15 protein-coding genes are annotated in these 23489 nt (G+C 42.2%); 5 read left to right on the top strand and 10 right to left on the bottom strand.

The annotated features are described in order from the left end of the window. Nucleotides 1–46 precede the first annotated feature (46 nt). The 9 genes from ACE01U_RS09720 to ACE01U_RS09680 form a co-directional block, all read right to left on the bottom strand. Nucleotides 47–1156 (bottom strand): DUF695 domain-containing protein, encoded by a 1110-nt coding sequence (locus ACE01U_RS09720; RefSeq protein WP_395579339.1) that lies wholly within the window; start codon nt 1154–1156, stop codon nt 47–49. A gap of 99 nt (nt 1157–1255) precedes the next feature. Further along, the gene (locus tag ACE01U_RS09715) at nt 1256–2023 is read right to left on the bottom strand and encodes a tRNA threonylcarbamoyladenosine dehydratase (RefSeq protein ID WP_086209916.1); all 768 of its coding nucleotides are present in this window, start codon (nt 2021–2023) and stop codon (nt 1256–1258) included. 129 nt (nt 2024–2152) lie between these two features. Beyond that, a complete protein-coding gene (acnA, locus tag ACE01U_RS09710) occupies nt 2153–4906 on the bottom strand; it encodes an aconitate hydratase AcnA (protein ID WP_395579338.1) in 2754 nt (917 codons plus the stop codon). A 127-nt stretch (nt 4907–5033) separates the two neighbouring features. After that, nucleotides 5034–5855 carry a TatD family hydrolase gene (locus ACE01U_RS09705; protein ID WP_395579337.1) on the bottom strand — a complete coding sequence of 274 codons (822 nt, stop codon included), beginning with the start codon at nt 5853–5855 and terminating at the stop codon, nt 5034–5036. 6 nt (nt 5856–5861) lie between these two features. Then, entirely contained in the window at nt 5862–6812 is a 951-nt protein-coding gene (locus tag ACE01U_RS09700) for an RsiV family protein (RefSeq protein ID WP_291374367.1), read from the bottom strand. 47 nt (nt 6813–6859) lie between these two features. Further along, a complete protein-coding gene (locus ACE01U_RS09695; protein ID WP_395579336.1) occupies nt 6860–7678 on the bottom strand; it encodes a hypothetical protein in 819 nt (272 codons plus the stop codon). 90 nt (nt 7679–7768) lie between these two features. After that, nucleotides 7769–9358 carry a peptide chain release factor 3 gene (locus ACE01U_RS09690; protein ID WP_086209921.1) on the bottom strand — a complete coding sequence of 530 codons (1590 nt, stop codon included), beginning with the start codon at nt 9356–9358 and terminating at the stop codon, nt 7769–7771. 169 nt (nt 9359–9527) lie between these two features. Continuing rightward, nucleotides 9528–11606, bottom strand: coding sequence for an EAL domain-containing protein (locus ACE01U_RS09685; protein ID WP_086209922.1), 2079 nt, complete (start codon nt 11604–11606; stop codon nt 9528–9530). A 265-nt stretch (nt 11607–11871) separates the two neighbouring features. Continuing rightward, complete coding sequence (locus tag ACE01U_RS09680; RefSeq protein WP_086209923.1) at nt 11872–14067, bottom strand: carboxy terminal-processing peptidase; 2196 nt, start codon at nt 14065–14067, stop codon at nt 11872–11874. 241 nt (nt 14068–14308) lie between these two features. On the opposite strand from ACE01U_RS09680, the gene nagZ reads away from it, so the two are divergent. Then, a complete protein-coding gene (gene nagZ, locus ACE01U_RS09675; protein WP_086209924.1) occupies nt 14309–15325 on the top strand; it encodes a beta-N-acetylhexosaminidase in 1017 nt (338 codons plus the stop codon). A 159-nt stretch (nt 15326–15484) separates the two neighbouring features. Next, nucleotides 15485–16354: a class I SAM-dependent methyltransferase gene (locus ACE01U_RS09670; protein WP_291373077.1), complete on the top strand. Its 870-nt coding sequence runs from the start codon at nt 15485–15487 to the stop codon at nt 16352–16354. Nucleotides 16355–16420: 66 nt separating this feature from the next. On the opposite strand, the gene ACE01U_RS09665 is transcribed toward ACE01U_RS09670, so the two are convergent. Beyond that, nucleotides 16421–17752: an alpha/beta fold hydrolase gene (locus tag ACE01U_RS09665; RefSeq protein WP_291373075.1), complete on the bottom strand. Its 1332-nt coding sequence runs from the start codon at nt 17750–17752 to the stop codon at nt 16421–16423. A gap of 306 nt (nt 17753–18058) precedes the next feature. Here ACE01U_RS09665 and ACE01U_RS09660 point away from each other — a divergent pair, with 306 nt between their 5' ends. From ACE01U_RS09660 to pta, 3 genes are all read left to right on the top strand, one after another. Next, complete coding sequence (locus tag ACE01U_RS09660; RefSeq protein WP_395579375.1) at nt 18059–19324, top strand: glutamate-5-semialdehyde dehydrogenase; 1266 nt, start codon at nt 18059–18061, stop codon at nt 19322–19324. Nucleotides 19325–19890: 566 nt separating this feature from the next. Further along, complete coding sequence (locus tag ACE01U_RS09655) at nt 19891–21111, top strand: acetate/propionate family kinase (protein ID WP_086209927.1); 1221 nt, start codon at nt 19891–19893, stop codon at nt 21109–21111. A gap of 55 nt (nt 21112–21166) precedes the next feature. After that, entirely contained in the window at nt 21167–23308 is a 2142-nt protein-coding gene (pta, locus tag ACE01U_RS09650) for a phosphate acetyltransferase (protein WP_395579335.1), read from the top strand. Nucleotides 23309–23489: the final 181 nt, after the last annotated feature.

Below are 23489 nucleotides of genomic sequence, written 5' to 3'. Positions count from 1 at the left end.
TTCAATATTGGTCACACACACATTTCATTTTAAATTCATTAGGTGGTTAACCCGTAAATTTACTCAGAGCGCGCCAGTATTTATCTTTGAACAGGCTGACTTCTATTTCAAAGTTGTCTTTATATTTTTCAATCACTTGATCAATGACTTTAGATGGTTTCCTAAACTCTTTACACGCAAAATATATGGTTCTTAAGTGATTACCCGTTTCACGTCCTATATTTAAATAGCCATCCATATCTTTCAACTCTTGCAATAATTCGTCTTCAATCAGATTCAGCAACTCATAATCTGTAGAAACAGGCATGCCATTTGAATGATGACCGTCATAGGAGATTTCTATCAGCAGCATCCACGGATGTGAGGCTTTTTGATCCCATGTTAAAAGTGTACGATTTAAAATCGCCAGTAAAGGTAGACTTTCATTCGTTTCTCCCTCCAAACTGACAAATTCATCGGCATCCGTATTTGAGCGTGTAATTTTGTCTAATCTTGAAATTTCACTGTTTTTTAAAATTAAAATATTTTTGAGCAAGTGAATCGGTAGCAATTCGTTTTCGGCATCTTGCTTAGACTGGACAGAAACATTGTCCAATTTGGTAACCGCATCGTACTCGCCCAAATAGTTGTCGAGGAAAATATACACAGCCTGTAAAAACGCATCGTTTTCAGCTGCATTATATTCATCATGTACCACAACCAGATCAATCTCATCGGGATACTCGGCTTGCTGGTTAAAATAAAAAGACAAAGTCTCCTGACTAAACTCATAACCATGCATATTAATCCCAACACGTTCAATATCACTTTCAGGTTTAAGCGCAGTGAACTTCCACCCTGCAATCTCAGGTGCAGCCACAATCAACTCTTCCACAAAAACAATATTTGGAATGATGCCATCAGGGGTAAGAATTAATTCAGCTGTTTGTGGGGTTAACATGCCCGTCAGAAAAAAGATACCGCTATGGACTTTTTCCAATTCAGGCGTCAGTCGATCAAAGAAATCTCGCTCGATTTCAGTTTTACTGCCTTGATCCACAATGTGGTGAAAATGCTGTTGATGCTGCTGAAACCATTGCCAAAATGCAGTATATACATTTTCATTCGCAGGCATTTTTTGCTTTTGAGAACCCCATAATTTTTTTAAAAAACTCATTTTTCTTTTCTCTTTTTTCTATTGATTTCAATATTTTTTGTGGTCTATGGACTGTATCAATATACCGATTTATACAGTCCAATTAAACCTAAAACAGTCTTATTGTTTCGCTTTCATTCCATCTAATTTTTTCAGCACTTCCGCGACTGCCACCATCGCAAAGCTTGAAGTCACTACCACCGCAGAACCATAGCCACCACAGCGTAGGCCTGCACTTGGACACACATCTGCACTGGAAAATGGATTATCAATCGAATAGACACAGCTAATGCCAAACTTTTCTTTTGGTTTTTTACAAATCCCCATTCCACGCAACTGGGTTCGAAGTTTTGCTAACATTGGATCTTGTTCGGTTTTAGACAGATCAGCCACTCGGATTTTCAATGGGTCGAGCTTGCCCCCCGCTCCCCCTGAAACAATCAATGGGATCTTATTAAAACGACAGTGCAACATCAGGGCTAATTTAGCTTTGACGTCATCAATACAATCTAAAATTAAGTCTGGTCGATGTTCTAAAATTTCTTTGACGTTTTCTGGGGTCAAATAGTCATCAATCACATTCACTTTCATTCTTGGATTGATCTGACGGCAACGCTCCGCCATGACTTCGATTTTTTCTTGTCCAAGTGTCGAACTCAGCGCAGGCAATTGACGGTTAATATTCGAAGCCGCAATCGAATCCATATCAACCAGTGTTAATTCGCCGACGCCTGTACGCGCTAAAGCCTCGACTGCCCACGAACCCACACCACCAATCCCGATCACCATCACATGACTTTTTTCATAATATGAAAAGGCCTCGTCTCCATAAATTTTGGCTACACCAGCAAAACGGCGGTCATATTCATCATGTTGCAGATCAGTCATGCGTACATCTATATCGGTAAAATCGTGTTCATTTTACCTGAATACGACCGTGGATTACATGCAGACTGAGAGATTTCATTACTACAAACAATAAAGCCCTGCTGCTGACAGGGCTTTATTCCATAGAGATTATGCTGCAATTAAATGACGCAGTACATAATGCAAAATACCGCCCGCTTTAAAGTATTCGACCTCGTTCAAAGTATCAATACGGCACAACACTTTAAACTGATCTTGACTGCCATCTTCTCGAAGCACCAGAATATCCAAACTTTGATACGGTTGAATATCATCGGATAATCCATGAATTGAGAGCACTTCACGACCTGTTAAATTTAAGGATTGGCGGGTTTGTCCATCGACAAATTGCAATGGCAATACTCCCATACCAACCAGATTGGAACGGTGAATTCGTTCAAAACTTTCGGCAATCACCGCTTTAACCCCCAGTAAGTTCGTGCCTTTGGCAGCCCAATCACGCGATGAACCTGTGCCATACTCTTTCCCAGCAATAATGATTAATGGCGTATGTTGCTGCTGATAAAGCATAGAAGCATCATAAATCGGCAAGGTTTCACCTGTTGGAATATAGATCGTGTTTCCACCTTCTTCACCGCCCAACATTTCATTCTTAATGCGGATATTGGCAAAGGTTCCTCGCATCATCACTTCATGGTTGCCACGTCGAGATCCATAAGAGTTGAAATCTTTGACTTCAACGCCTTGTTCTTGTAGATAGCGTCCCGCAGGGCTGTCTTTCTTGATATTACCCGCAGGTGAAATATGATCGGTGGTAACCGAGTCTCCAAGCACAGCCAAAATACGTGCTTGTTCAATATTGGTAATCGGTTTCGGTGGCTGACCAATCGCTTCAAAAAATGGCGGATGACGAATATAGGTTGAATTTTCTTGCCAAGCGTAGGTCTGACTTTGAGGAATCTGAATCGCCTGCCATGCTGCATCACCATCAAATACGGCTGCATACTCTTTATGGAACATCGCAGTATTGACGCTCTGTAGCGCCTGATCAATCTCCGCCTGACTCGGCCAAATATCTTTCAAATAGACCGCCTGCCCATCTTTGCCTAGACCAAGCGGTTGTGTCGTTAAATCTGTACGGATATTGCCCGTCAGACCATAAGCCACCACCAAAGGAGGCGAAGCCAACCAGTTGGTTTTCACGAGCGGATGCACACGCCCTTCAAAGTTACGGTTACCTGAAAGTACTGACGCGACATTAAGATCATGGCACTGAATGGCTTCTTCAATCGGTTCAGGCAGTGGTCCAGAGTTACCAATACATGTGGTACAGCCATAGCCAACAAGGTTATAACCCAACTCATCCAAATACGGCGTTAAACCTGCCGCTGCCAAATAATCGGTCACCACTTTAGAACCAGGCGCAAGCGAACTTTTCACCCACGGTTTACGCTGTAGACCCTTTTCAATCGCTTTCTTAGCGAGCAGTCCTGCGGCTAACATCACACTCGGATTGGAAGTATTGGTACATGAGGTAATAGCTGAAATGACCACATCACCATCATGGAGTGGATAAGATTTTCCATCAATCATACAGGAAGGGCTTTGATTGGATAAATTTGCGGTTTTGACTTCGACCGCTGTACCGCCGCCTTCATTCTCCAAACGTTCTTTAGCCTCTTTGGCAGGTTTTAAATTCAGCTCCATTAATGCAGTAAAGGTTTTTGGTACATCGCTCAACAAAACCCGATCTTGTGGACGTTTAGGGCCTGCCAAACTTGCCTGCACTGTACTCATGTCCAAGCTTAATGTATCGGTAAATATTGGCTCATCACCTGCATTGCGCCATAAGCCCTGCGCTTTACTATAGGCTTCAACCAAATCAATTCGATCTTGTTGGCGACCTGTCAGCACCAAGTACGCTAAAGTCACCTCATCAATCGGGAAGAAACCACAGGTTGCACCATATTCAGGGGCCATATTGGCAATCGTGGCACGATCCGCTAAAGGTAAATCAGCCAAACCATCACCATAAAATTCGACAAATTTACCCACTACGCCTTTTTGGCGTAACATTTGAGTAATGGTTAATACTAGATCTGTTGCGGTAATCCCTTCATGCAGTTTACCCGTCAATTTAAAGCCAATCACTTCTGGAATCAACATCGACACTGGCTGCCCGAGCATTGCCGCTTCAGCTTCAATCCCCCCAACACCCCAGCCCAGTACACCTAAGCCATTGATCATAGTGGTGTGTGAGTCTGTTCCAACCAAAGTGTCAGGAAAAGCAAAAGTTTGTCCCTCATCTTCGCCTAGCCATACCGCTTGAGCCAAATACTCTAAATTGACTTGGTGGCAAATCCCTGTCCCTGGCGGAACAACACTAAAGTTATTAAATGCAGATTGCCCCCAACGTAAAAATTGATAGCGCTCACCATTACGCTGCATTTCAATTTCGACATTTTCAGCAAAGGCATCTTCATCGGCAAAATGATCCACCATCACCGAATGGTCAATCACCAAATCGACTGGTGATAAAGGATTAATCAAATTCGGATCACCCCCTGCTTGAGCCATCGCAGCACGCATAGCGGCAAGGTCAACCACGGCGGGAACCCCTGTGAAATCCTGCATCAATACACGTGCAGGTCGATATTGGATTTCCTGATCTGAGCTTCTATTTTTTTGCCAATCGACTAAGGCTTGAATATGCTCTACTTTTACACTTTTTTGATCTTCAAAACGGAGTAAATTTTCAAGTAAGACCTTTAAAGACTTGGGTAATTGATCAATATTACCCAATGTTTGAGCGGCTTGTGGGAGATTAAAAATTTGATAGGATTTTGTACCTACCGTAAGTGTTTGTAAGGCATTAAAACTATTGATTTTGCTATATCTGGCCATTCGGTTGCCCTCCCAGTATTGGCGAGTTTATTTATTATGATGTTCTTCCTTTAATGTAAGCCTGTTTAGAAAAGAGTGTGTTCCCTTTTGGTTATCTTATTTTTATCGAGATTATTATCTTATTCTTCTAAAATTTTAAATGCAGAGCAGCCAATGAGTTTTGCCAAAGTTGAGTTGCAAGCGACTGTGTAGATTGACCTAGTGTCTGTGCCAACCCCTCCAACACATAAGGCAAATTGACAGGGGTATTACGGGTTCGATGCTCAGTCGAGGTTTGACAGCACAACGGCGTCATATCAGGGCAATCTGTTTCAATCACCAAATGTTCAGTACCAATCGCCTGTACCACTTGATGCAATTTTTTGGCATTCGGATTAGTAATTTGTCCAGTCACCCCAATTTTAAAACCCAGTTTAACCAATGCTTTGGCTTCTTCTACACCACCACTAAAAGCATGGGCGATGCCACCTAATTTGAATTTTTGTGCTTTTAAAATGGCAATAGTTTCCGCATGCGCTTTGCGAATATGCAGTAACACTGGTTTCTGATATTGCTTGGCGAGTTCAAGCTGCTCAATAAAATAATGCTGTTGTTTGGCAAATAATTCAGGGTGTTTGTGCTGTTTTAAAAAAGTATCTAAACCGATTTCACCCACCGCCACACAGTCATGTTGTTGCAAGATCTGCTCAAGTCGCTGTAAATGTTCAGTTTGATGTTGTTCGATATAAAACGGATGTAAGCCTGGCGCTAGATAAGAGGACGGAACATTATCCCAGTTTGTTAATTGCTGATGGATCTGAATCAGTTCATCAAATCGCGACTCAAGAAAACCAATCAGTACCAGTGCATCAACCCCTACTCGTTTTGCTTGCTCAGCCAATTGTTGCCGATCAGCATCAAAATCGGCAACATCAAAATGAGTATGGGTATCAAACAGAGGTAAGCTCATGCTTAATTAACTCTTGGCTTCTGAAGCAGCCTGTGCGCTCTGTTTGGCTTTGGGTAAATACTCAGGCTTTAATATTTTCTGGAGCTGATCATACCCAATGGTTAAGCGTGGTAAGCCCACCACATAAGGGCCAATTTCATACTCACCATATTGCAAAATCAGCCCTTCAGTACCCAAGTAATAATTGTTACTCAAGCTAAACTTCCATGCTTGCTCATATTCATCGACATTGGTCGCTAACTTCGTGTCCACAACCCAAGTACGAAAGGCTTCATGCGCCACTCTATTCAACGCTGCTTTTTGATTGGGCAACAATAGATCATCCAAACTCACGAGCTTCTGCTGTTTTAAATCAAAATTGTAATAATGCTGTGATGATGAACCATGTGCACCACCTAAGTAGCTACTGGTATTCAACACCACCGTCGCCAGAGGATCTTTGGCATTTAAGATTTTAGGTTTAATCATCAAACTGATTTGATGGTTAGAACTTAGGTCTTTTAGTTCCTGATCTAAAGCAAGAAAGGCGGCCAAATAGGGTTGAACTTGTTTCTCTAATTTCAGTTTCGGCGTGAGGACTTGGCTCACTGTTGTAGGCTCTGAACTGGCAACAGTTGAACTTGCTACTGTTGCATCATGACTACTATGAACAGGTGAGATATCAATAATCTGTGATAAATCGTCAATGATTTTCTGATCAATAAAAGCATCAATAAATGCCTGATTACTTTGTAAACGATCAATATTTAATTCAGGGCAAGCATTACCATCACATTCAGGCAATTCAAATTGTAATTTTTCAGTATCCCCCACCAGTTTCAATACCGTTTCTGCCTCAGAAGCGGCTGTGGTTTGGGTCGCAGGCGTTTGTGGTTCTTTGTCTTTCGGTTGGCAGGCCGTCAGACCGATTAAGGCTGCAAGTACGCTGATTGTCAATATTGTTTTGCTTTTTAACATAAATAACCTATTAGCTGTTGAAGCCAACTCTTGCTTAGACCAATGCTTTAAAATAACTGGGTGTAGACATCGGCTTTTAATACCTGTTGAGTTTGTGCTTTCGTCAAATAAATATCAAGCTGAGTCCCATCTTTTACAATTTCATGGGTTCGATAATGTAAACCTATGCCCTCTTGGTCAAAGAACCAATCTGCTTGCCCCCAGTATAATTTTGCAGGTGCAACGTTTCTGACTTCTGGTTCTTGCTTCTTCAACCAATTTTGATACGCTTTTTGCACCAGTACATTCATCGCAATTTGCTGTTTAGGATGAATTAAATCTAATAATGCCACCGCCTTTTGACTTTTGCGATCCGCAACAAAGAAATAATACCGTTCCTTAACATTAACATTCTCTTGATTGGTATCCACCCCAATTTGCATCAACACAAACTGATTGCGCTGATACGGTATACGCGTATACATCGCTAAGCTATAGGCTTTGTTTCGGCTAAATTCAGCCTGCCAAGTATCTGACTTTTTCACGTAAGCATTGATGGCTTGTTGTAAACTCATATCTTGTTTCAAGCCAATTTGGTCTTGAATGACCCGAGCCTGACTTTTGGCAATCCATTGGTTTAACCAAGCATCTTCTGTTTTTAAAGTCTGAATGTCTAATTCGATACAGTTCTTAGTCTCACAAAAGGGCTGTGCGATATCCGCTGCTTGTTGTTGAATATTTAAATACGGCAAGACTTCAGCCTGCTCTGTTTTAAACACCGAGCTTTTGGCATCTGTATCTGTTTCAGATTGTTTAGAGGAGTCACATGCTGTCAGTAAGACAGTCAAACTCACTAATGTTGTATAAATAGCCTGTTTGTGCAACATGCGCTTTCCATGAATTTCATGATTAAAATAAAGTGTCTTACTTAATAAAACAGCTTCATGAAGAAGCTGTTTTATTTTTTTAAATTCCGATTAGTGTTCGCGAGTATTGCGGAACACGATGTCTGGATAACGCTCTTGCATGAGTTGTAAATTGACACGACTTGGTGCCAAGTAGGTTAAGTGACCACCACCATCAACTGACAACTGGTCATGTGCCTTTTTCTTAAACTCATTGAATTTTTTGTCGTCATCACAAGACACCCAGCGCACCGTATTAATGCTCACAGGCTCGTAGACGCAATCGACTTTGTATTCTTCTTTCAAACGGTATGCCACTACTTCAAACTGAAGCACACCAACAGCACCCACAATCAGATCATTACTATTCTGCGGCATGAAGACCTGTGTTGCACCTTCTTCTGAAAGTTCTTTGAGGCCTTTTTGTAACTGCTTCGACTTCAATGGGTCTTTCAAACGTACACGGCGGAACATTTCAGGAGCAAAGTGTGGAATACCTGTAAATTGCAGTTTTTCACCTGAAGTAAAAGTATCACCAATTTGAATCGTGCCGTGGTTATGTAAACCAATAATGTCACCCGGCCATGCTTCTTCTAGGTGCTGACGATCACCCGCTAAGAAAGTCAACGCATCACTAATACGTACATCTTTATCTAGACGCACATGCTTCATTTTCAAACCTTTTTCATATTTGCCTGAACAAATACGCATAAAGGCAATACGGTCACGGTGTTTCGGATCCATATTGGCTTGAATTTTAAAGACAAAGCCCGTAAAACCTTCTTCTGTGGCTTCAACCAAACGATTTTCTGTTGGGTGGGCTTTAGGTTCAGGCGCATAATTACTAAATGCATCTAACACATGGTCTACACCAAAGTTACCCAAGGCTGTACCAAATAAAACTGGGGTTTGTTTGCCTTGTAAGAATAACTCTCGGTCAAGTGGCTCATTGGCCATTTGCACCAGTTCTAAAGACTCTTCAAATGCAGCCCAAGCTAGCTCACCGACTTTTTCACGTAAGTCAGCATAGTCATAGCCATCACGAACTTCAATATCGGTAATGGTTGAACCAAAACCAGCTTTATAAACATAGAACTTTTCTTCGATTAGGTTAAATACCCCAGCGAAGTCACGGCCCGTACCAAGTGGCCACGTAATCGGCACACATTTGATTTTGAGAACGTTTTCAATTTCATCCAACAGTTCTAAAGGCTCACGGATTTCACGGTCCATTTTGTTGACGAATGAAATAATTGGGGTGTCACGCATACGACACACTTCCATCAATTTGATGGTACGGTCTTCGACCCCTTTTGCACCGTCAATCACCATTAAAGCCGAATCGACCGCCGTTAAGGTACGATACGTATCTTCTGAGAAGTCTTCGTGCCCTGGTGTATCCAGTAAGTTGATCATTTTGTCTTTAAATGGAAACTGCATTACAGAGGTGGTAATCGAGATCCCACGCTCTTTTTCCATTTCCATCCAGTCCGATGTCGCGGCACGGTCAGATTTACGGCTTTTTACCATCCCCGCAACCTGAATCGCTTGTCCCCATAACAATAGTTTTTCGGTCATGGTGGTTTTACCCGCATCGGGGTGGGAAATAATCGCAAAGGTGCGACGCTGCGCAACTTGCGCGGCTAATTCATTTTTAAACATAAATTAAATCTGCAATTGATACATAGCCTGAATGATCGCCCCGATCAATAAAGGCTATACAGGAAATTCTAAATTGGGCTAATTGTATCCGAATACCGCTTGGGCTTCTATTGTCTTTTATCAAGCCCTGTTAGAAAGCCCCCTAACCGAACTGCAAATGCCAAAACAGCTAATTAAAATAGGTCGAGGATGCATACTCAAACTCTTCCAAGCGCTTCACATCCATAGGCATACCCAAGAGATAGCCTTGCAACTGCTGGCAACCTAAACGGGATAAAATTTCCATTTGCAAAGGGCTTTCAACACCTTCTGCTGTTACGACCAACCCCAACCGAATCGCCAAATGGACAATACTTTCTAAGATCATTTCATCTTTAGAACCAACAGAAAGCTCATGAATAAAACCACGATCAATCTTTAACTCATCTACAGGCAAATCTTTCAAATATAAAAAGCTAGAATGACCTGTACCAAAATCATCAATCGCCAAACGAATCCCCATTTCACGTAAGCGCTGAAGCGTACGAATACTGCCCTCAATATGGTGCATAGCCGTGCTTTCTGTAATTTCTATAATTAAATGATTCGGGTTAACTTTGTACTTATCAAAAAGATGTTCTAAATTATTAAATAAATGCTTATGCTCAAACTGTACTGCTGATAAATTCACAGCGATTGGATACAGTTCAACTTTATCTCGCTCCCAAATTTGCAGTTGTTTACAAGCCTGCTCTAAGGCCCAATAGCCCATCTGAATAATCAGCCCAGTCTTTTCTGCCCCTTTAATAAACATATTTGGAGTCAGTAAACCTAAACTTGGATGCTTCCAACGAATCAACGCTTCCACACCACAAATTCGCTGATCTTTAATGGTGAATTTCGGCTGGTAATATAAAACAAACTGTTGCTCTTCGACCGCTTTGTATAAGTCATTAATAAGTTTGGTCTGACTTTTGGCTTCTTGTTGGTCAATACTGTAATTGAAAATAGAAAAAGTATTTCGCCCTTGATACTTTGAAGTCAGCATCGCTGCATCAGCATTGATCAATAAATCCTGTAAATTATTGCCATGTTCAGGATACATGGCTATACCAATACTAGCAGAGACATTGATTTCCTTACCCGCAATCAAAAAGCTCTCTTGAATTAACTCTAAAACTTGTTCCGCCATATCACATGCATGGTCAGGCGTTGCTTGTTCAAGTACCATCAGAAACTCATCGCCACCAATTCTCAACATTTTTTCATTTTTGCCGAGGTGGTGATGAATACGCGTGGTGAGTTGGACCAATAATTGATCCCCGACATGATGTCCAAACACATCGTTTACCGCTTTAAATCGGTCTAAATCAATATATAAGAAAGCAATACTTTCATCACGAAAGCGATGGTCTGTAAATAGAAAATGCGCATATTCAGCCAAATACAGACGATTTGGCAATTTGGTTAAATTATCTTGTACAGCCTGATTTGCTAATTCTCTATTCGCTTGGGATAGCTGTTTATTGCGTTCCTCTAACCGTTGTTCCAAGACCGCCACAACAAAAGCCGCAACCAAAACTAGGCTTGTGATGAAGATCACTACAAATAAAATAATACTTTGCCCAGCCTCTAAGGTCATGACCAAACGATCACTATCCGCTGGATAAAAAGAGACCGCCAGCATGCCTGTATAATGCATGCTCACGATAGTCAAAGCCATCATTCCTGCGACATACCATTGGAATAATGATTTTTTATTAACCGCATTTTTATATTTAAAAATCAACCAAAAAGTCAAACCAGAGCCACTGATAGCCAGTAGAATGGAAAAAATCGTGAGTAAAGGATCATAGACACTATGATAGCCTTCAATCATTAGTCCCATCATCCCCGTATAGTGCATCCCTGAGATACCAAGTCCCATCAACACAGCACCTAAAACCAGTCGGAGAAAAGGTAAAGTATTACGCGTGGTCAACCAAATTGAAAAAATAGACGCAAGAAATGCGATAAAAAAAGAAAGAATAGTCAGTGCTGGATCAAAATAACTATGTATTGGCAAATCACAAGCCAACATACCCACAAAGTGCATAGCCCAAATGGCACAGCCTAAGAAAAAACCACTGAGTAAAATTAGCCCTGCTTGAAACTTTTTTCGCCATGCACGAAACAATAGACGTTCAGTTGACACTGCAAAAAAACAAGCCAACAATGCCACAATAATTGAACCTAATACCAAACTAAAATCGTAATGCACATGCATCATATAAAGTGTCCGTATTAATTGCTCTTTTTCTTCATTTATATATCCTTTTTATCAAAGGCGAAAAGCATTGTTACCTGATTAAGAATCTTATACAAATAGTTTCAGGTCAAGAAAAAAACGTAAAAATCTTATTAGAATTTATAGATTTATTTTACAGTTCAGATCGGTTAGATTGTAGATAAAACTGACATTTGTGTCTTAAGTCACACTTAAAAATAAAAAGCCAGTTGAAACTGGCTTTTTATTTTATTTGTCCAAAAAAGAACTACTTCACTGTACCTTTTTGCAACTTCGCATAATCTAACAAAACGTTCGCTGACTCTGTGACGAACGCTTCATCTTCAGGTAAAGCTGGTCGTTGATTTGCCTTCATTTTGGCACGTTCCTCAACTAAGGCTTCCATCGCGGCTTGATAGCTTTCCCAGTTTGCATATGGTTTTTGCCCTGCAATCTGACGGCGCTTATTTTCAGCATCCAAAGTTTGCTTTTCAAGTGCAATCAATTCAGCTTTACGTTGATCAATATCTAATACAACACGCTTTTGCTCTTCAGTCTTTTTCGAAATTTCTTTGCGTTGTTCCAAATAGTTAAACTGCGGATCCACTTTAACCCGTGCTTGAGACAACTCACCTAAACGTTTCACATAAGGAATAATACTGCCTTCACGTTTAAATGGTGCTGTCGGAATGGTATCCCACTCCAACGCATTTTTGGCTTTACGCTCACCAAATTCGTCATTATAGATATCCACCAGTTTAACGTCTGGAATCACTCCTTTGTTTTGGGTACTGCCACCCGTGACGCGATAGAACTTGCGCTGCGTCAATGTCGCTTGACCATGTGCCAAATTATCGAGCTGAACTTGAGCCGTTCCTTTACCTGTGGTGGTACTACCAATCACAATCCCACGCTCATAATCCTGAATCGCAGCAGAGTAAATTTCACTGGCAGATGCCGATGCCAAATTCACCATGACTGCCAATGGACCTGCATAGGTTTGCGCACCATTATCATCGTCTTCGAAAACGCTGACATTGCCATTACCATCTCGAATTTGCACTACAGGGCCTGACTTAATCACCTGTCCAAGCATACGAGCCACTTCTTCCAGTGACCCTCCAGGGTTATTACGCAAATCAATAATAATTCCCGATACATTTTTAGCTGCTAAGGATTTTAAAGCATTATTGGTATCTTCAGACACTGAACGATATTCTGTACCCGCACGGCGTGCACGATAGTTCAAATAGAATGATGGAATTTCAATTACGCCAAAGGTGTACTGCTGTCCATCACGAGTTATATTCACGGTACGTGAACGTACACCTGCATCTTCTTCTTGAATCACATCTCGAGTAATGGTCACACTACGTGCTTGGCTCATAGCAGCGCCAGCACCCAATAAACGGATCGTGACTTTAGTACCACGTTTACCACGAATAAGCCCAACAATCTCATTGCTTGGCCAGCCGATAACATCCACCATTTTTTCGCCGTCTTGCGCCACACCAATGATGCGGTCACCAGACTTCACTTGTCCTGACTTACTTGCAGGACCACCTTCTACAATGGTTTCAATCTTGGTGTAGTCTTCATTGCCCCGTTCAGGTCGAATCGACACCCCAATCCCTTCAAGTTGTAACGTGGTTTGACGGTTTAACTCCATCGCATCGACAGGCGGGAAATAGTTACTGTGCGGGTCATAGGTTAAAGTCATTGCATTGAGTGTTTTATCTAACACATCATCACTTTTCACCCGCGAAATACGTTCTAACTGTCGGGTATAACGCTTGGTTAAGGTTTGTACCGGGGTTAAATCTTCAGGACTCGTTAGGTCTTGACCATTGGCCAATTCTGGATTGGCTTTCAGTGCTTTTTGCTTCGCTAACTCTTCTTCTTTACTAATCGTCAAGTTAATCAACTGTGAAACCAGCATTTTGTTCCAATGCTGACGCTGCGCTGCTTCATTGGCAAAATACGGTGCTTTTTCACGATCCGTTTCAATATAAACATCAGCTTGTTTCAAGTTCTGTGGTTTTTTCAGCTCATCCAGCATATAGGTATAAAACTGGGTTAAACGTTCCCGGTATTGTGCATGAATCGCATAGGGGCCGCTTAAATCACCTGCCTTTAAAGCCACACCAAAGGTTGAGCCATATTGACGTTTATAATTTTCTATTTCAGGGGCAAGAAAGAGCGAATGATCTGGATCTAGACTGTCTAAGTAAAAATCAAGAATCCGTGCCGATGTCTTCGCATCTAAACGCTGATTAAGATAATGTTGACGGTCAACCAAGGTCGCCAGTTGACGAGACACCAAAGCCTGTTCCTGCGACGGAACAATAGCTTGTTTGGTTACAGCACTTGGTTCAGTCGCTGCAATGGCTTCATTAATGGCATGAGTGAAAAAGAATCCACCCGTTGCAATTGCAACCGCACAAGCAATGGTTTGAAGTTTCATAAATAATTCTTAGTTCCTTGGTTTTTGACCAAAATTACAATGTCATTTTTCGACATGAATTGAGAATATTCAAAATCTTAAACAACTTAATCTGTTTATGTCGTGTAGTTTTATCATAATCTGTGCTGACAAAATGTAGCAAATCATTGCAAAATTCGGGTATTGTTTTCGACGACCTGTTTCGCTCTCCTTTCAGAGCCAAAACAGTCACTGACCAAAAAATCAAATACGGACACCCAATATGATTGGCGCATTGATGCTCGACATCGCAGGCACAGAACTTACTCAAGAAGATATTGCACTATTACAAGCACCGCAAGTCGGTGGCATGATTTTATTTGGACGAAATATTGAATCTCCTGCCCAAGTTCGCGCTCTGACCGACCATATGCGTCGAATCCGCCCTGATATTTTGATTGCAGTCGATCAAGAAGGTGGACGTGTGCAACGCTTAAAACAGGGTTTTAGCCTACTCCCTGCTATGGGCAAGTTTGGCGAGCTATTCTTAAGCGAACCTGAAAAAGCTTTAAACTTGGCAGAACAATCTGGCTGGCTGATGGCGACAGAAGTACTCGCAGTTGGCATCGACTTTAGCTTTGCCCCTGTGCTGGATTTAAATGACATCAGTGATGTGATTGGTGACCGTGGCTTTGCCAAAAATATTCAAGATATCGTGCCACTGGCTAGTGCTTTTCTCAAAGGGATGAAAACCGCAGGCATGGCGTCGACAGGCAAACATTTCCCTGGTCATGGTTCAGTCAAAGCAGACTCGCATGTCGCAGCAGCCATCGACTCACGCACGTATGATGAAATTTATGCCAAAGATATGCAGACCTTTATCCAACTCATGCCACAGTTGGATGCACTCATGCCTGCACATGTAATTTATGACCAAGTTGATTCCAACCCTGCGGGTTTTTCACCGTATTGGATTCAAACTGTTTTACGCCAACAACTAGGCTTTGATGGTGTCTTATTCTCAGATGATTTAAGCATGCAGGCCGCATGTGTCGCAGGTGGAGCCAATGCACGCATTCAAGCCGCACTCCATGCAGGCTGTGACATGGGGTTAGTGTGTAATGACCGAGCTGCAGCATGTGTGGCTTTGGAAGGGATTAGTCAGCTTGCCCTACCAAACCAAGCTCGCTTAGAGCGCATGCGTGGTCAGATTCCAAACATCAACGTTCCATCGACGCTACATCTAGGTGAGAGTTGGGCCAAAGTCCGTGACCAAGTCGAGCTGTTCCGCTTAGGTTAAACACTTATATCCTAGACCATGTCTAACACGATATTTCGGACAAAGGGACATCACAAGATGTCCTTTTTTCATTATGATAAACGCTAAATAAATAAAATGGCTTGCACTGCATTGCCCACACAACAGTACGAAAACAATAAAATCTCAGGTACGGATACCATGACAGACGCCCTATCGGTTCACCGCCACATCTCTTTTACTGCACATTATACGGGTTATATTTGGTATAGCATGGGCATCTCACATCCTGTATTTGCCACCAGCAAAGGGAAGTTTCTGGCCAAACTGGTACATCCACTTGAAAGTTGGGCGGAGAAACATGTCGGTGGCAGTATGCGCACCACCTTGAAACAGCGTCACCAAATGATAGATGAGCAACTTGGGGCACTGATAAAACAACACCCGAACTTACAAATTTTAGAAATTGCCAGTGGCCTATCGCCTCGGGGTTGGAGTTTCCGCCAACAGTATCCCGACATTGACTATCGAGAACTTGATTTACCCGATATGGCACAAATCAAAACCCAAGCCTTAAAACAGATTGATCAGACCAGTCCAGCCGTGCTTTCTGCCGACTTGTTTAGCGCAGATTTTGCTCGTGCTTTTGAAGTGTTTGATCCAAACCGTCCATTGGTGGTGGTGAGCGAAGGTTTAATCAACTATTTTAATAAAGACATGTTGACTCAATTGCTACAAGGCATCGTAGAATATGGGCAACAGTTCGATCAGTTATATTATCTAACTGACCTCTACCCAGAACCTGTGAAAAATAAGCTCGCTAACTTTATCTGGAGCAGTAGCAAACTGTTAAAATGGATGTCACGTAGCGCCTTTGGCTTTCACTTTGTCAGTCCACCTGAAGCTGCTCAGTTTTTTAAACAAGCGGGCTTCCATACGGTTGCCGTTCACCAACCAACCTTAACACTGCATATCGCTCAGAAGACATATCAACATTTGGATGCACAAGAACACTTAGGCGATTTGGTCTGGATCATTCATAGCAAATGGCAAAAACCGAATTCAGTCTAAGACAGAGGCTAAAATCATCCATAAAAAAACAGCGCTCTAACGCTGTTTTTTTATTTTAAACAAGAACTAACTTACAGCTTCAAGCAATGCCAGTTCTTGTTTTTGGCGCGCAACGAAACGAAGTAAACGCTCAGCAAGTTCAAAACTGCCATGTTTAAATAAGGCTCTGAGATACGGGCCATCTTCAGCAAAAATTAAACATTCGATCTGAAACTCACCTTCTTCATCACTTAAGTGTAAAGCCAAATCACGTGGATATTCAGCCGCTACAGCAGCCAAGTCTGACCCAAAGCGTAAAAGCACCCCAAAATAGTTTAAGTCCACCACTTCCGTTGAAATTACCAAATCTGAATGGCGATAGCTTAAAAAGGTTTCAGGTTGTTGAATTTGAATTCGCGCTTCGCCCCGACGTTCCATCGTCAGCAGTTGTGCTCGACTAAATGGAATAATGCCCTCTAAATTTTGAATCGACTCATCCTTTAGGAAGGTCGCAAACAAGTGCATGGTTTCTTTACGCCGTTGCAACTGTGGCACATGGTCTGCATTGGCAATCTGTGCATATTCCATATTAGGACATTGCAAAGCAAAATTGGCATTTTCATGCGGTAAGGTAAAGCTGTCATATTGACCGCAGGCCACTAACACTTTGCACTGCGGAATTGGCACATCCGTTAAACGGAGTAAACGATTACAGTTGATTTCATAGCGCTCTTGCTCAGTTCCAGTAAAGTCAGCCATCTGCCTAAAGAACAAACGTTTGGCGGTAGGTGACATTCGGGTTTTATCCATTTGAGCATGGTTGACCAAATACAAGATCACTGCTTGACCAAACTCATCCATGCGTTGTTCACGCATCAGGTGTAAGGATTCTTCTAGCAACATCCGCCAGCTTTTACGGGTCTTTTGCATCACACCCATCAAAATCATGCGATCTATCAACTCAGGGCGTTGATCCGCTAGGCAGGATGCCACCACCGACCCCAGTGACATGCCCATCACTGACACTTTATCTAAGCCCTCAATATCTAACCAAAGTCCGAGCATTTGTGCGAGATCACGCAGTTCTAAGGTACCCGCAGACAGACTGGTATCAATATTACGAATTTGTTGATTTGCCCCCATCGACGGCAAATCAATCAGAATAATTGGACCTGCATCTAAAAGCTGTTCCACACAATACTTATAAGAGTTAAAATTTTGAAATGCCCCACCAATGATTACAATAGGTGTGCGATGGAATGACTCTGGTCGAGCAATCGCCATATATTCAATTTTCCAGCCCTCAATCCATGTGGTTCGCGCAGGATCTTTAAAACTATTCCGATGGTAAATATCAAAAAAACCTAAACGTAAATTAGATTCATCTAGCTCGGCATCCATTTGAATAATAGAATTCATGTTCCTTCCCTCTTACTCTTGCCTATACTTTTTGTTTTGCAAGAAATTCACTGGCACCTTGACCATGATCAGTAAGGTTTCAATGTTGTAATAATTATACGAGGACTTCATGTCCTAAAATTCATTCTATACAGAGCACTCTTTTACGCGCAACAGGTTGTGCAACCGCTCATCATGTTTTAGATAAAAAACAATTTCAAAATATGTATAGGTTCCCTTATCTGCTGGATTTTTCATGTAGAGACTATGCGGTCGGGTATTAGACTGTTACTATCTTTAGTGAAATTTCTAAGTGATCAAACCGCTATGCAAGAGTCGATTGAACAATACATGCACACGGTAGGACAGCAAGCACGTCAAGCTTCTCGTATTTTGGCGCGCGCCTCTACCGAAACTAAAAACAATGCTTTGTCAGCTATTTATACTGCTTTAGTCAACAGTGAGCCCGCAATTTTAACGGCAAACCAAGCAGACATGAATAAAGCCCACAGCAACAACTTAGACAGTGCCTTACTTGATCGCTTAGAACTTACCCCCGCACGCTTCAAAGGCATGTTACAAGGTCTCAAAGATGTCATTAGCCTGAAAGACCCAGTCGGTGAAATCACTGATATGGCCTATCGCCCTTCTGGGATTCAGCTCGGTAAAATGCGCGTTCCTTTAGGCGTGGTCGGCATGATTTATGAATCTCGCCCTAACGTGACTCTAGAAGCAGCTTCATTGGCACTGAAGTCTGGCAATGCCATTATTTTACGTGGTGGCTCTGAAGCACTTGAGTCAAACAAAGCAATAGCTGAAGCTGTTCAACGCGGTTTAAAACTGGCAGGTTTACCTGAACATGCGGTTCAAGTCATTAACACCGCAGACCGCGCAGCAGTGGGTCAACTGATTACACTCACTGAATTTGTTGATGTGATTGTTCCACGTGGAGGCAAAAGCCTGATTGAACGTATCAGCAATGAAGCCCGTGTCCCTGTGATTAAGCACTTGGATGGGAACTGTCACGTTTATGTTGAAGCACAAGCTGACCTACAAAAAGCCCTCCCGATTGCACTCAATGCAAAAACTCACCGTTACGGTGTATGTAATGCAATGGAAACTTTGTTGGTCGATGAAAAAGTCGCGGATGAGTTTTTACCCCGTGTCGCTGAGCTCTATACAGAAAAACAAGTGGAATTACGTGGCTGTACTGAAACACAACGAATTTTAGGTTCAGACGTCAAAACAGCGACAGAAGAAGATTGGTACACCGAATATCTTGGTCCAATCTTGGCCGTGAAAGTGGTATCGGGTATGGAAGAAGCGATTGAGCATATCAATAAATATGGCTCACATCATACCGATTCAATCATTACCGAAAACTACTCTCTAGCTCGTGAGTTCTTGGCCGCTGTTGATTCAAGCTCTGTCATGATCAATGCCTCGACCCGTTTTGCCGATGGTTTTGAATATGGCTTAGGTGCTGAAATTGGCATTTCAACTGATAAAATCCATGCACGTGGACCTGTTGGATTAGAAGGCCTGACTTCACAAAAATGGATTGTATTTGGTGATGGTCAAATTCGCCAATAATCACTCCGACTGATATTTAGGCAAAATGTTCAGCCCTCCTCGAAGGGCTGAACATTTTTTTATATCTGAATAATTCCCTAAAATATAAAACTCAAAAGCACCATCTATATCAGAAGTGCCTCTCATTCTTTGTCGTTGACTAGAGCTTTGGAACTGAGGAGAACCATGGTTGAGATATGACATGGTCTAACTAAAGTGATGTCATGACTTTTTATGATTGCACTCATTGTATTGAAGTTGTGCTGATCTTCGATGCAATATCAAAAACAAACAGGAATGCCACAAACTATTTAACTGCTTTGGGTATACAGCATGCTATTTTTGAAAGGCTGAACGTGAATAATATTTCGGCATCATTTCATGAATAAATGAAAATTATGAACCGATAAATTTTAATTATTATTCATCAGACGGTCGATAGTGCTTAAGTCTAATCACCTAAAGTCTATCTAGGACTAAAAATATACACATGATACAACATAAAAAATGATCAAGATTGCATAAGAACGTACTGCATGAAGATCAGTTCTAGGACGGATAATTCAATTAGAATCGGGTATTAAAACGTGTCTACATCAGTATTAGTAATTAACTGCGGATCTTCATCAATCAAATATGCACTCGTTTCTGAACGTCGTGAAGATCGTATTTTTGGTTTAGCTGAGAACTTAGGTTCTGCTGAAGCTCGTATCAAAGGCATTACAGCGGGTGGTCAACCCCTTGAATTGTCGATTCCACACGCCGATCATGAAAAAGCATTGGAAACGATCTTAGAACGTCTTTCACACTATAACCCTCAAGCCATTGGTCACCGCGTCGTACATGGTGGTACATTGACCAAAGCTGAGCTTTTAACAGAAGAAATTGTAGAACGCATTCGTGCAGCGACACCACTTGCACCACTCCACAACCCAGCTCACTTGGTTGGGATTGACGCAACTATGCGTTTATTTCCAGAGCTACCTCAAGTGGCTGTGTTTGACACGGCTTTCCATCAAACCATGCCTGCGCATGCATACCGCTATGCTGTACCGAAGTTCTTATATACTGAGCACAATGTACGTCGCTATGGTTTCCACGGTACGAGCCATGCTTATGTGTCTGAACGCGGTTCAGAACTGGCAGGTAGCTTTAAACAAGGGGGCTGGTTAACAGCACACTTGGGTAATGGTAGTTCTACTTGTGCAATTTGGAATGGGCAAAGTGTTGATACCTCAATGGGCTTAACGCCACTTGAAGGTGTCGTGATGGGCACCCGCAGCGGTGATGTCGATCCAAGCTTACATAGTTTCCTTGCCAACAACTTAGGTTGGGATATTTATAAAATTGATAAAATGCTGAATAGCCAATCAGGCTTACTCGGTTTGTCTGATCTTTCAAATGACATGCGTACGTTGATTGAAGCCTCTGAACAAGGTGATGAAGATGCAACTTTAGCCATTGAGGTGTTCTGTTATCGCCTTGCAAAATCGTTAGCTGCACTGAGCTGTGGTTTACCACGACTGGATGGCCTATTCTTCACTGGCGGTATTGGTGAAAACTCTGCATATATTCGCGAAAAAACGATTGCTTACCTCCCACACTTTGGTTTCAACTTTAGCAAAGAAGCCAATGACAATCTAAAGCGTGGTACTGAAGGTCGTATTGATGCAGGCACAGGTCCACAGATCTGGGTTGTACCAACTGATGAAGAAGGACGTATTGCGAAAGAGACTGAGCATGTTGTAGCCAATGAGGTGATTCAAACTGCTGCAAAAAAGTCTGAAGACAATGTAGCGATCGCTTAAGCGGTCGTTACATTCGTTCAAGTCTGTTTTAATTTCTTGTATGACGAATAAATATATGAAAACAATTTTACTTGTGCCGACTGGGGAAGGTGTAGGCTTAACATCAGCCTGCCTAGGTTTGGTTTATGCACTAGAATGCCAAGGTGTTAAAGCTGGCTTTTTAAAACCATTTTCTCAAGAACTGACCACAGGTGCAGACCGTACAACGGCGCTCTACCACCATGTGTCTAAAAACGAAACTGTTGAACCCATTAATTATCACACTATTTTGCAGCAACTTAGCGCAGGTGAAAATGATGAGTTACTTGAAGATGCAGTTCGCCTACACCGCACCATTGCACGTAAGCATGACCTGATTATCGTTGAAGGTTTAGTCCCAAACAACCGTGATTCTTTTGCGTCTGAACTAAACGCGCAACTTGCCCAAGCGCTCGATGCTAAAGTGATCATCGTCAGCAATGCAGACATTAATAAACCAAGTGCGACGGCTGAGAAAGTTGATAGTCAACTCCGTTATTTTGGTGGTGCAAGTTCAGAGCGAACCGCAGGTGTGTTATTAATGCGTACCAAGGGTTTACCTGATGACTCGGCACATATTCCTGTGACGATTGACCCAAGTCTCCGTTTAGTTAGCGATACCAATAAGTTCATTATTGAACTCCAAAAGACCCATCCAAAACTCGGTTCAGACAAACTGCCAGTAATTGGTTTAGTTCCGTTTAGTAACACGTTAAGCGTACCGCGTATGTCGGACTTAGCTGCGCATATTCAGGCAGAATGGATCAATCAAGGCGATGCAACACAACGTCGTGTATTACATAGCAGTTTAATTGCATCGAATATTGAGCACGAACTTCATAAGTTTGTCGCAGGTGAGCTCATCATTAGTGCATCAGATCGTATTGATGTACTATTAGCTTCAAGCTTAGCCAGCAGTAACGGTATACCATTAGCAGGGCTCGTACTGACCGAGCACCATACGCCAAACGAGCAAGTGCTCACGTTCTGCCAAACAGCGATTAAACAAGGCTTGCCGATTTTACATACATCACTCAGCACGTTTGACACCGCGCAGAGTTTAGCCAATCTCAGCAACGAAATTCCGGTCGATGATACTGAGCGTGCAGAACAAGTTACCCGTTTTGTATCAAGCCATATCAATGAGGCATGGCTCACTGAGATGTTGAACGGATCGTACCAACCACGCCTTTCCCCTTCAGCTTTCCGCCATGAATTGGTTCAAAAATCAATTGCTGCGAAGAAACGTATTGTTCTACCCGAAGGTGATGAACCACGTACAGTTCAAGCTGCTGCCATTTGCCAATCTCGTGGTATTGCCCACTGTATCTTATTGGCGAAACCTGAAGCCGTGGTTGAAGTGGCGAAAGCACGTGGTATTGAACTTCCACATGACTTAGAAATTATTGACCCAGATTTGATTCGTGAAAACTATGTTGAAAAAATGGTGGACCTACGAAACGGCAAACTGAATGAGCTACAGGCACGCGAACAACTGCAAGACACGGTCGTTCTCGGTACCATGATGCTAGCACTCAATCAAGTTGACGGCTTAGTTTCAGGTGCAATACACACCACTGCAAATACCGTACGTCCAGCATTTCAGCTCATTAAAACCGCGCCTGAGTATTCATTGGTCTCTTCCGTGTTCTTTATGCTGTTACCTGATGAAGTCTATGTCTATGGTGACTGTGCCATTAACCCAGATCCAAACGCAGAACAACTCGCTGAAATTGCGATTCAATCGGCTGACTCAGCAAAAGCTTTCGGTTTAGACCCTCGTATTGCAATGATCTCATACTCAACGGGTACCTCTGGTGCTGGTGCTGAAGTAGAGAAAGTCGCTGAGGCAACACGTATAGCGAAAGAACGTCGTCCTGATCTGTTGATTGATGGGCCACTTCAGTACGATGCAGCATCGGTTGAAAGTGTCGGACGCTCGAAAGCACCTGATTCTAAAGTTGCAGGTCGTGCAAATGTATTTATTTTCCCTGACTTAAATACAGGAAATACAACCTATAAAGCCGTACAACGCTCTGCAAATGTTGTGAGTGTGGGCCCAATGTTGCAAGGTTTGAATAAACCTGTAAATGATTTGTCTCGTGGCGCTTTGGTGGATGACATCGTGTTTACGATTGCACTCACTGCAATTCAAGCGGAACAGCAAGCAACCGCTTAAATCGAGTTGATGTGATCCAAACCATCCAGCTAAAAAGTTGGGTGGTTTTTTTATTTTATAGCGCATAACAATATGAAGCCAAAGCTTAACTGCTTTATATTTATGGGCATAATCAAAACACAGAAAAATGGTAAGGCTTTACTTTTCAGATACTTAAACAATATACTCAAGCCATATAATT

The organism is Acinetobacter halobius (assembly GCF_044130335.1).
GTDB lineage: Bacteria > Pseudomonadota > Gammaproteobacteria > Pseudomonadales > Moraxellaceae > Acinetobacter.
This window is presented reverse-complemented; position numbering and strand designations above follow the sequence as displayed.

Excerpts from the sequence above, each read along its gene's own strand:
- ACE01U_RS09720 (WP_395579339.1), bottom strand. The coding sequence starts at position 1,156 with ATGAGTTTTTTAAAAAAATTATGGGGTTCTCAAAAGCAAAAAATGCCT.
- ACE01U_RS09715 (WP_086209916.1), bottom strand. The coding sequence starts at position 2,023 with ATGACTGATCTGCAACATGATGAATATGACCGCCGTTTTGCTGGTGTA.
- acnA (WP_395579338.1), bottom strand. The coding sequence starts at position 4,906 with ATGGCCAGATATAGCAAAATCAATAGTTTTAATGCCTTACAAACACTT.
- ACE01U_RS09705 (WP_395579337.1), bottom strand. The coding sequence starts at position 5,855 with ATGAGCTTACCTCTGTTTGATACCCATACTCATTTTGATGTTGCCGAT.
- ACE01U_RS09700 (WP_291374367.1), bottom strand. The coding sequence starts at position 6,812 with ATGTTAAAAAGCAAAACAATATTGACAATCAGCGTACTTGCAGCCTTA.
- ACE01U_RS09695 (WP_395579336.1), bottom strand. The coding sequence starts at position 7,678 with ATGTTGCACAAACAGGCTATTTATACAACATTAGTGAGTTTGACTGTC.
- ACE01U_RS09690 (WP_086209921.1), bottom strand. The coding sequence starts at position 9,358 with ATGTTTAAAAATGAATTAGCCGCGCAAGTTGCGCAGCGTCGCACCTTT.
- ACE01U_RS09685 (WP_086209922.1), bottom strand. The coding sequence starts at position 11,606 with ATGATGCATGTGCATTACGATTTTAGTTTGGTATTAGGTTCAATTATT.
- ACE01U_RS09680 (WP_086209923.1), bottom strand. The coding sequence starts at position 14,067 with ATGAAACTTCAAACCATTGCTTGTGCGGTTGCAATTGCAACGGGTGGA.
- nagZ (WP_086209924.1), top strand. The coding sequence starts at position 14,309 with ATGATTGGCGCATTGATGCTCGACATCGCAGGCACAGAACTTACTCAA.
- ACE01U_RS09670 (WP_291373077.1), top strand. The coding sequence starts at position 15,485 with ATGACAGACGCCCTATCGGTTCACCGCCACATCTCTTTTACTGCACAT.
- ACE01U_RS09665 (WP_291373075.1), bottom strand. The coding sequence starts at position 17,752 with ATGAATTCTATTATTCAAATGGATGCCGAGCTAGATGAATCTAATTTA.
- ACE01U_RS09660 (WP_395579375.1), top strand. The coding sequence starts at position 18,059 with ATGCAAGAGTCGATTGAACAATACATGCACACGGTAGGACAGCAAGCA.
- pta (WP_395579335.1), top strand. The coding sequence starts at position 21,167 with ATGAAAACAATTTTACTTGTGCCGACTGGGGAAGGTGTAGGCTTAACA.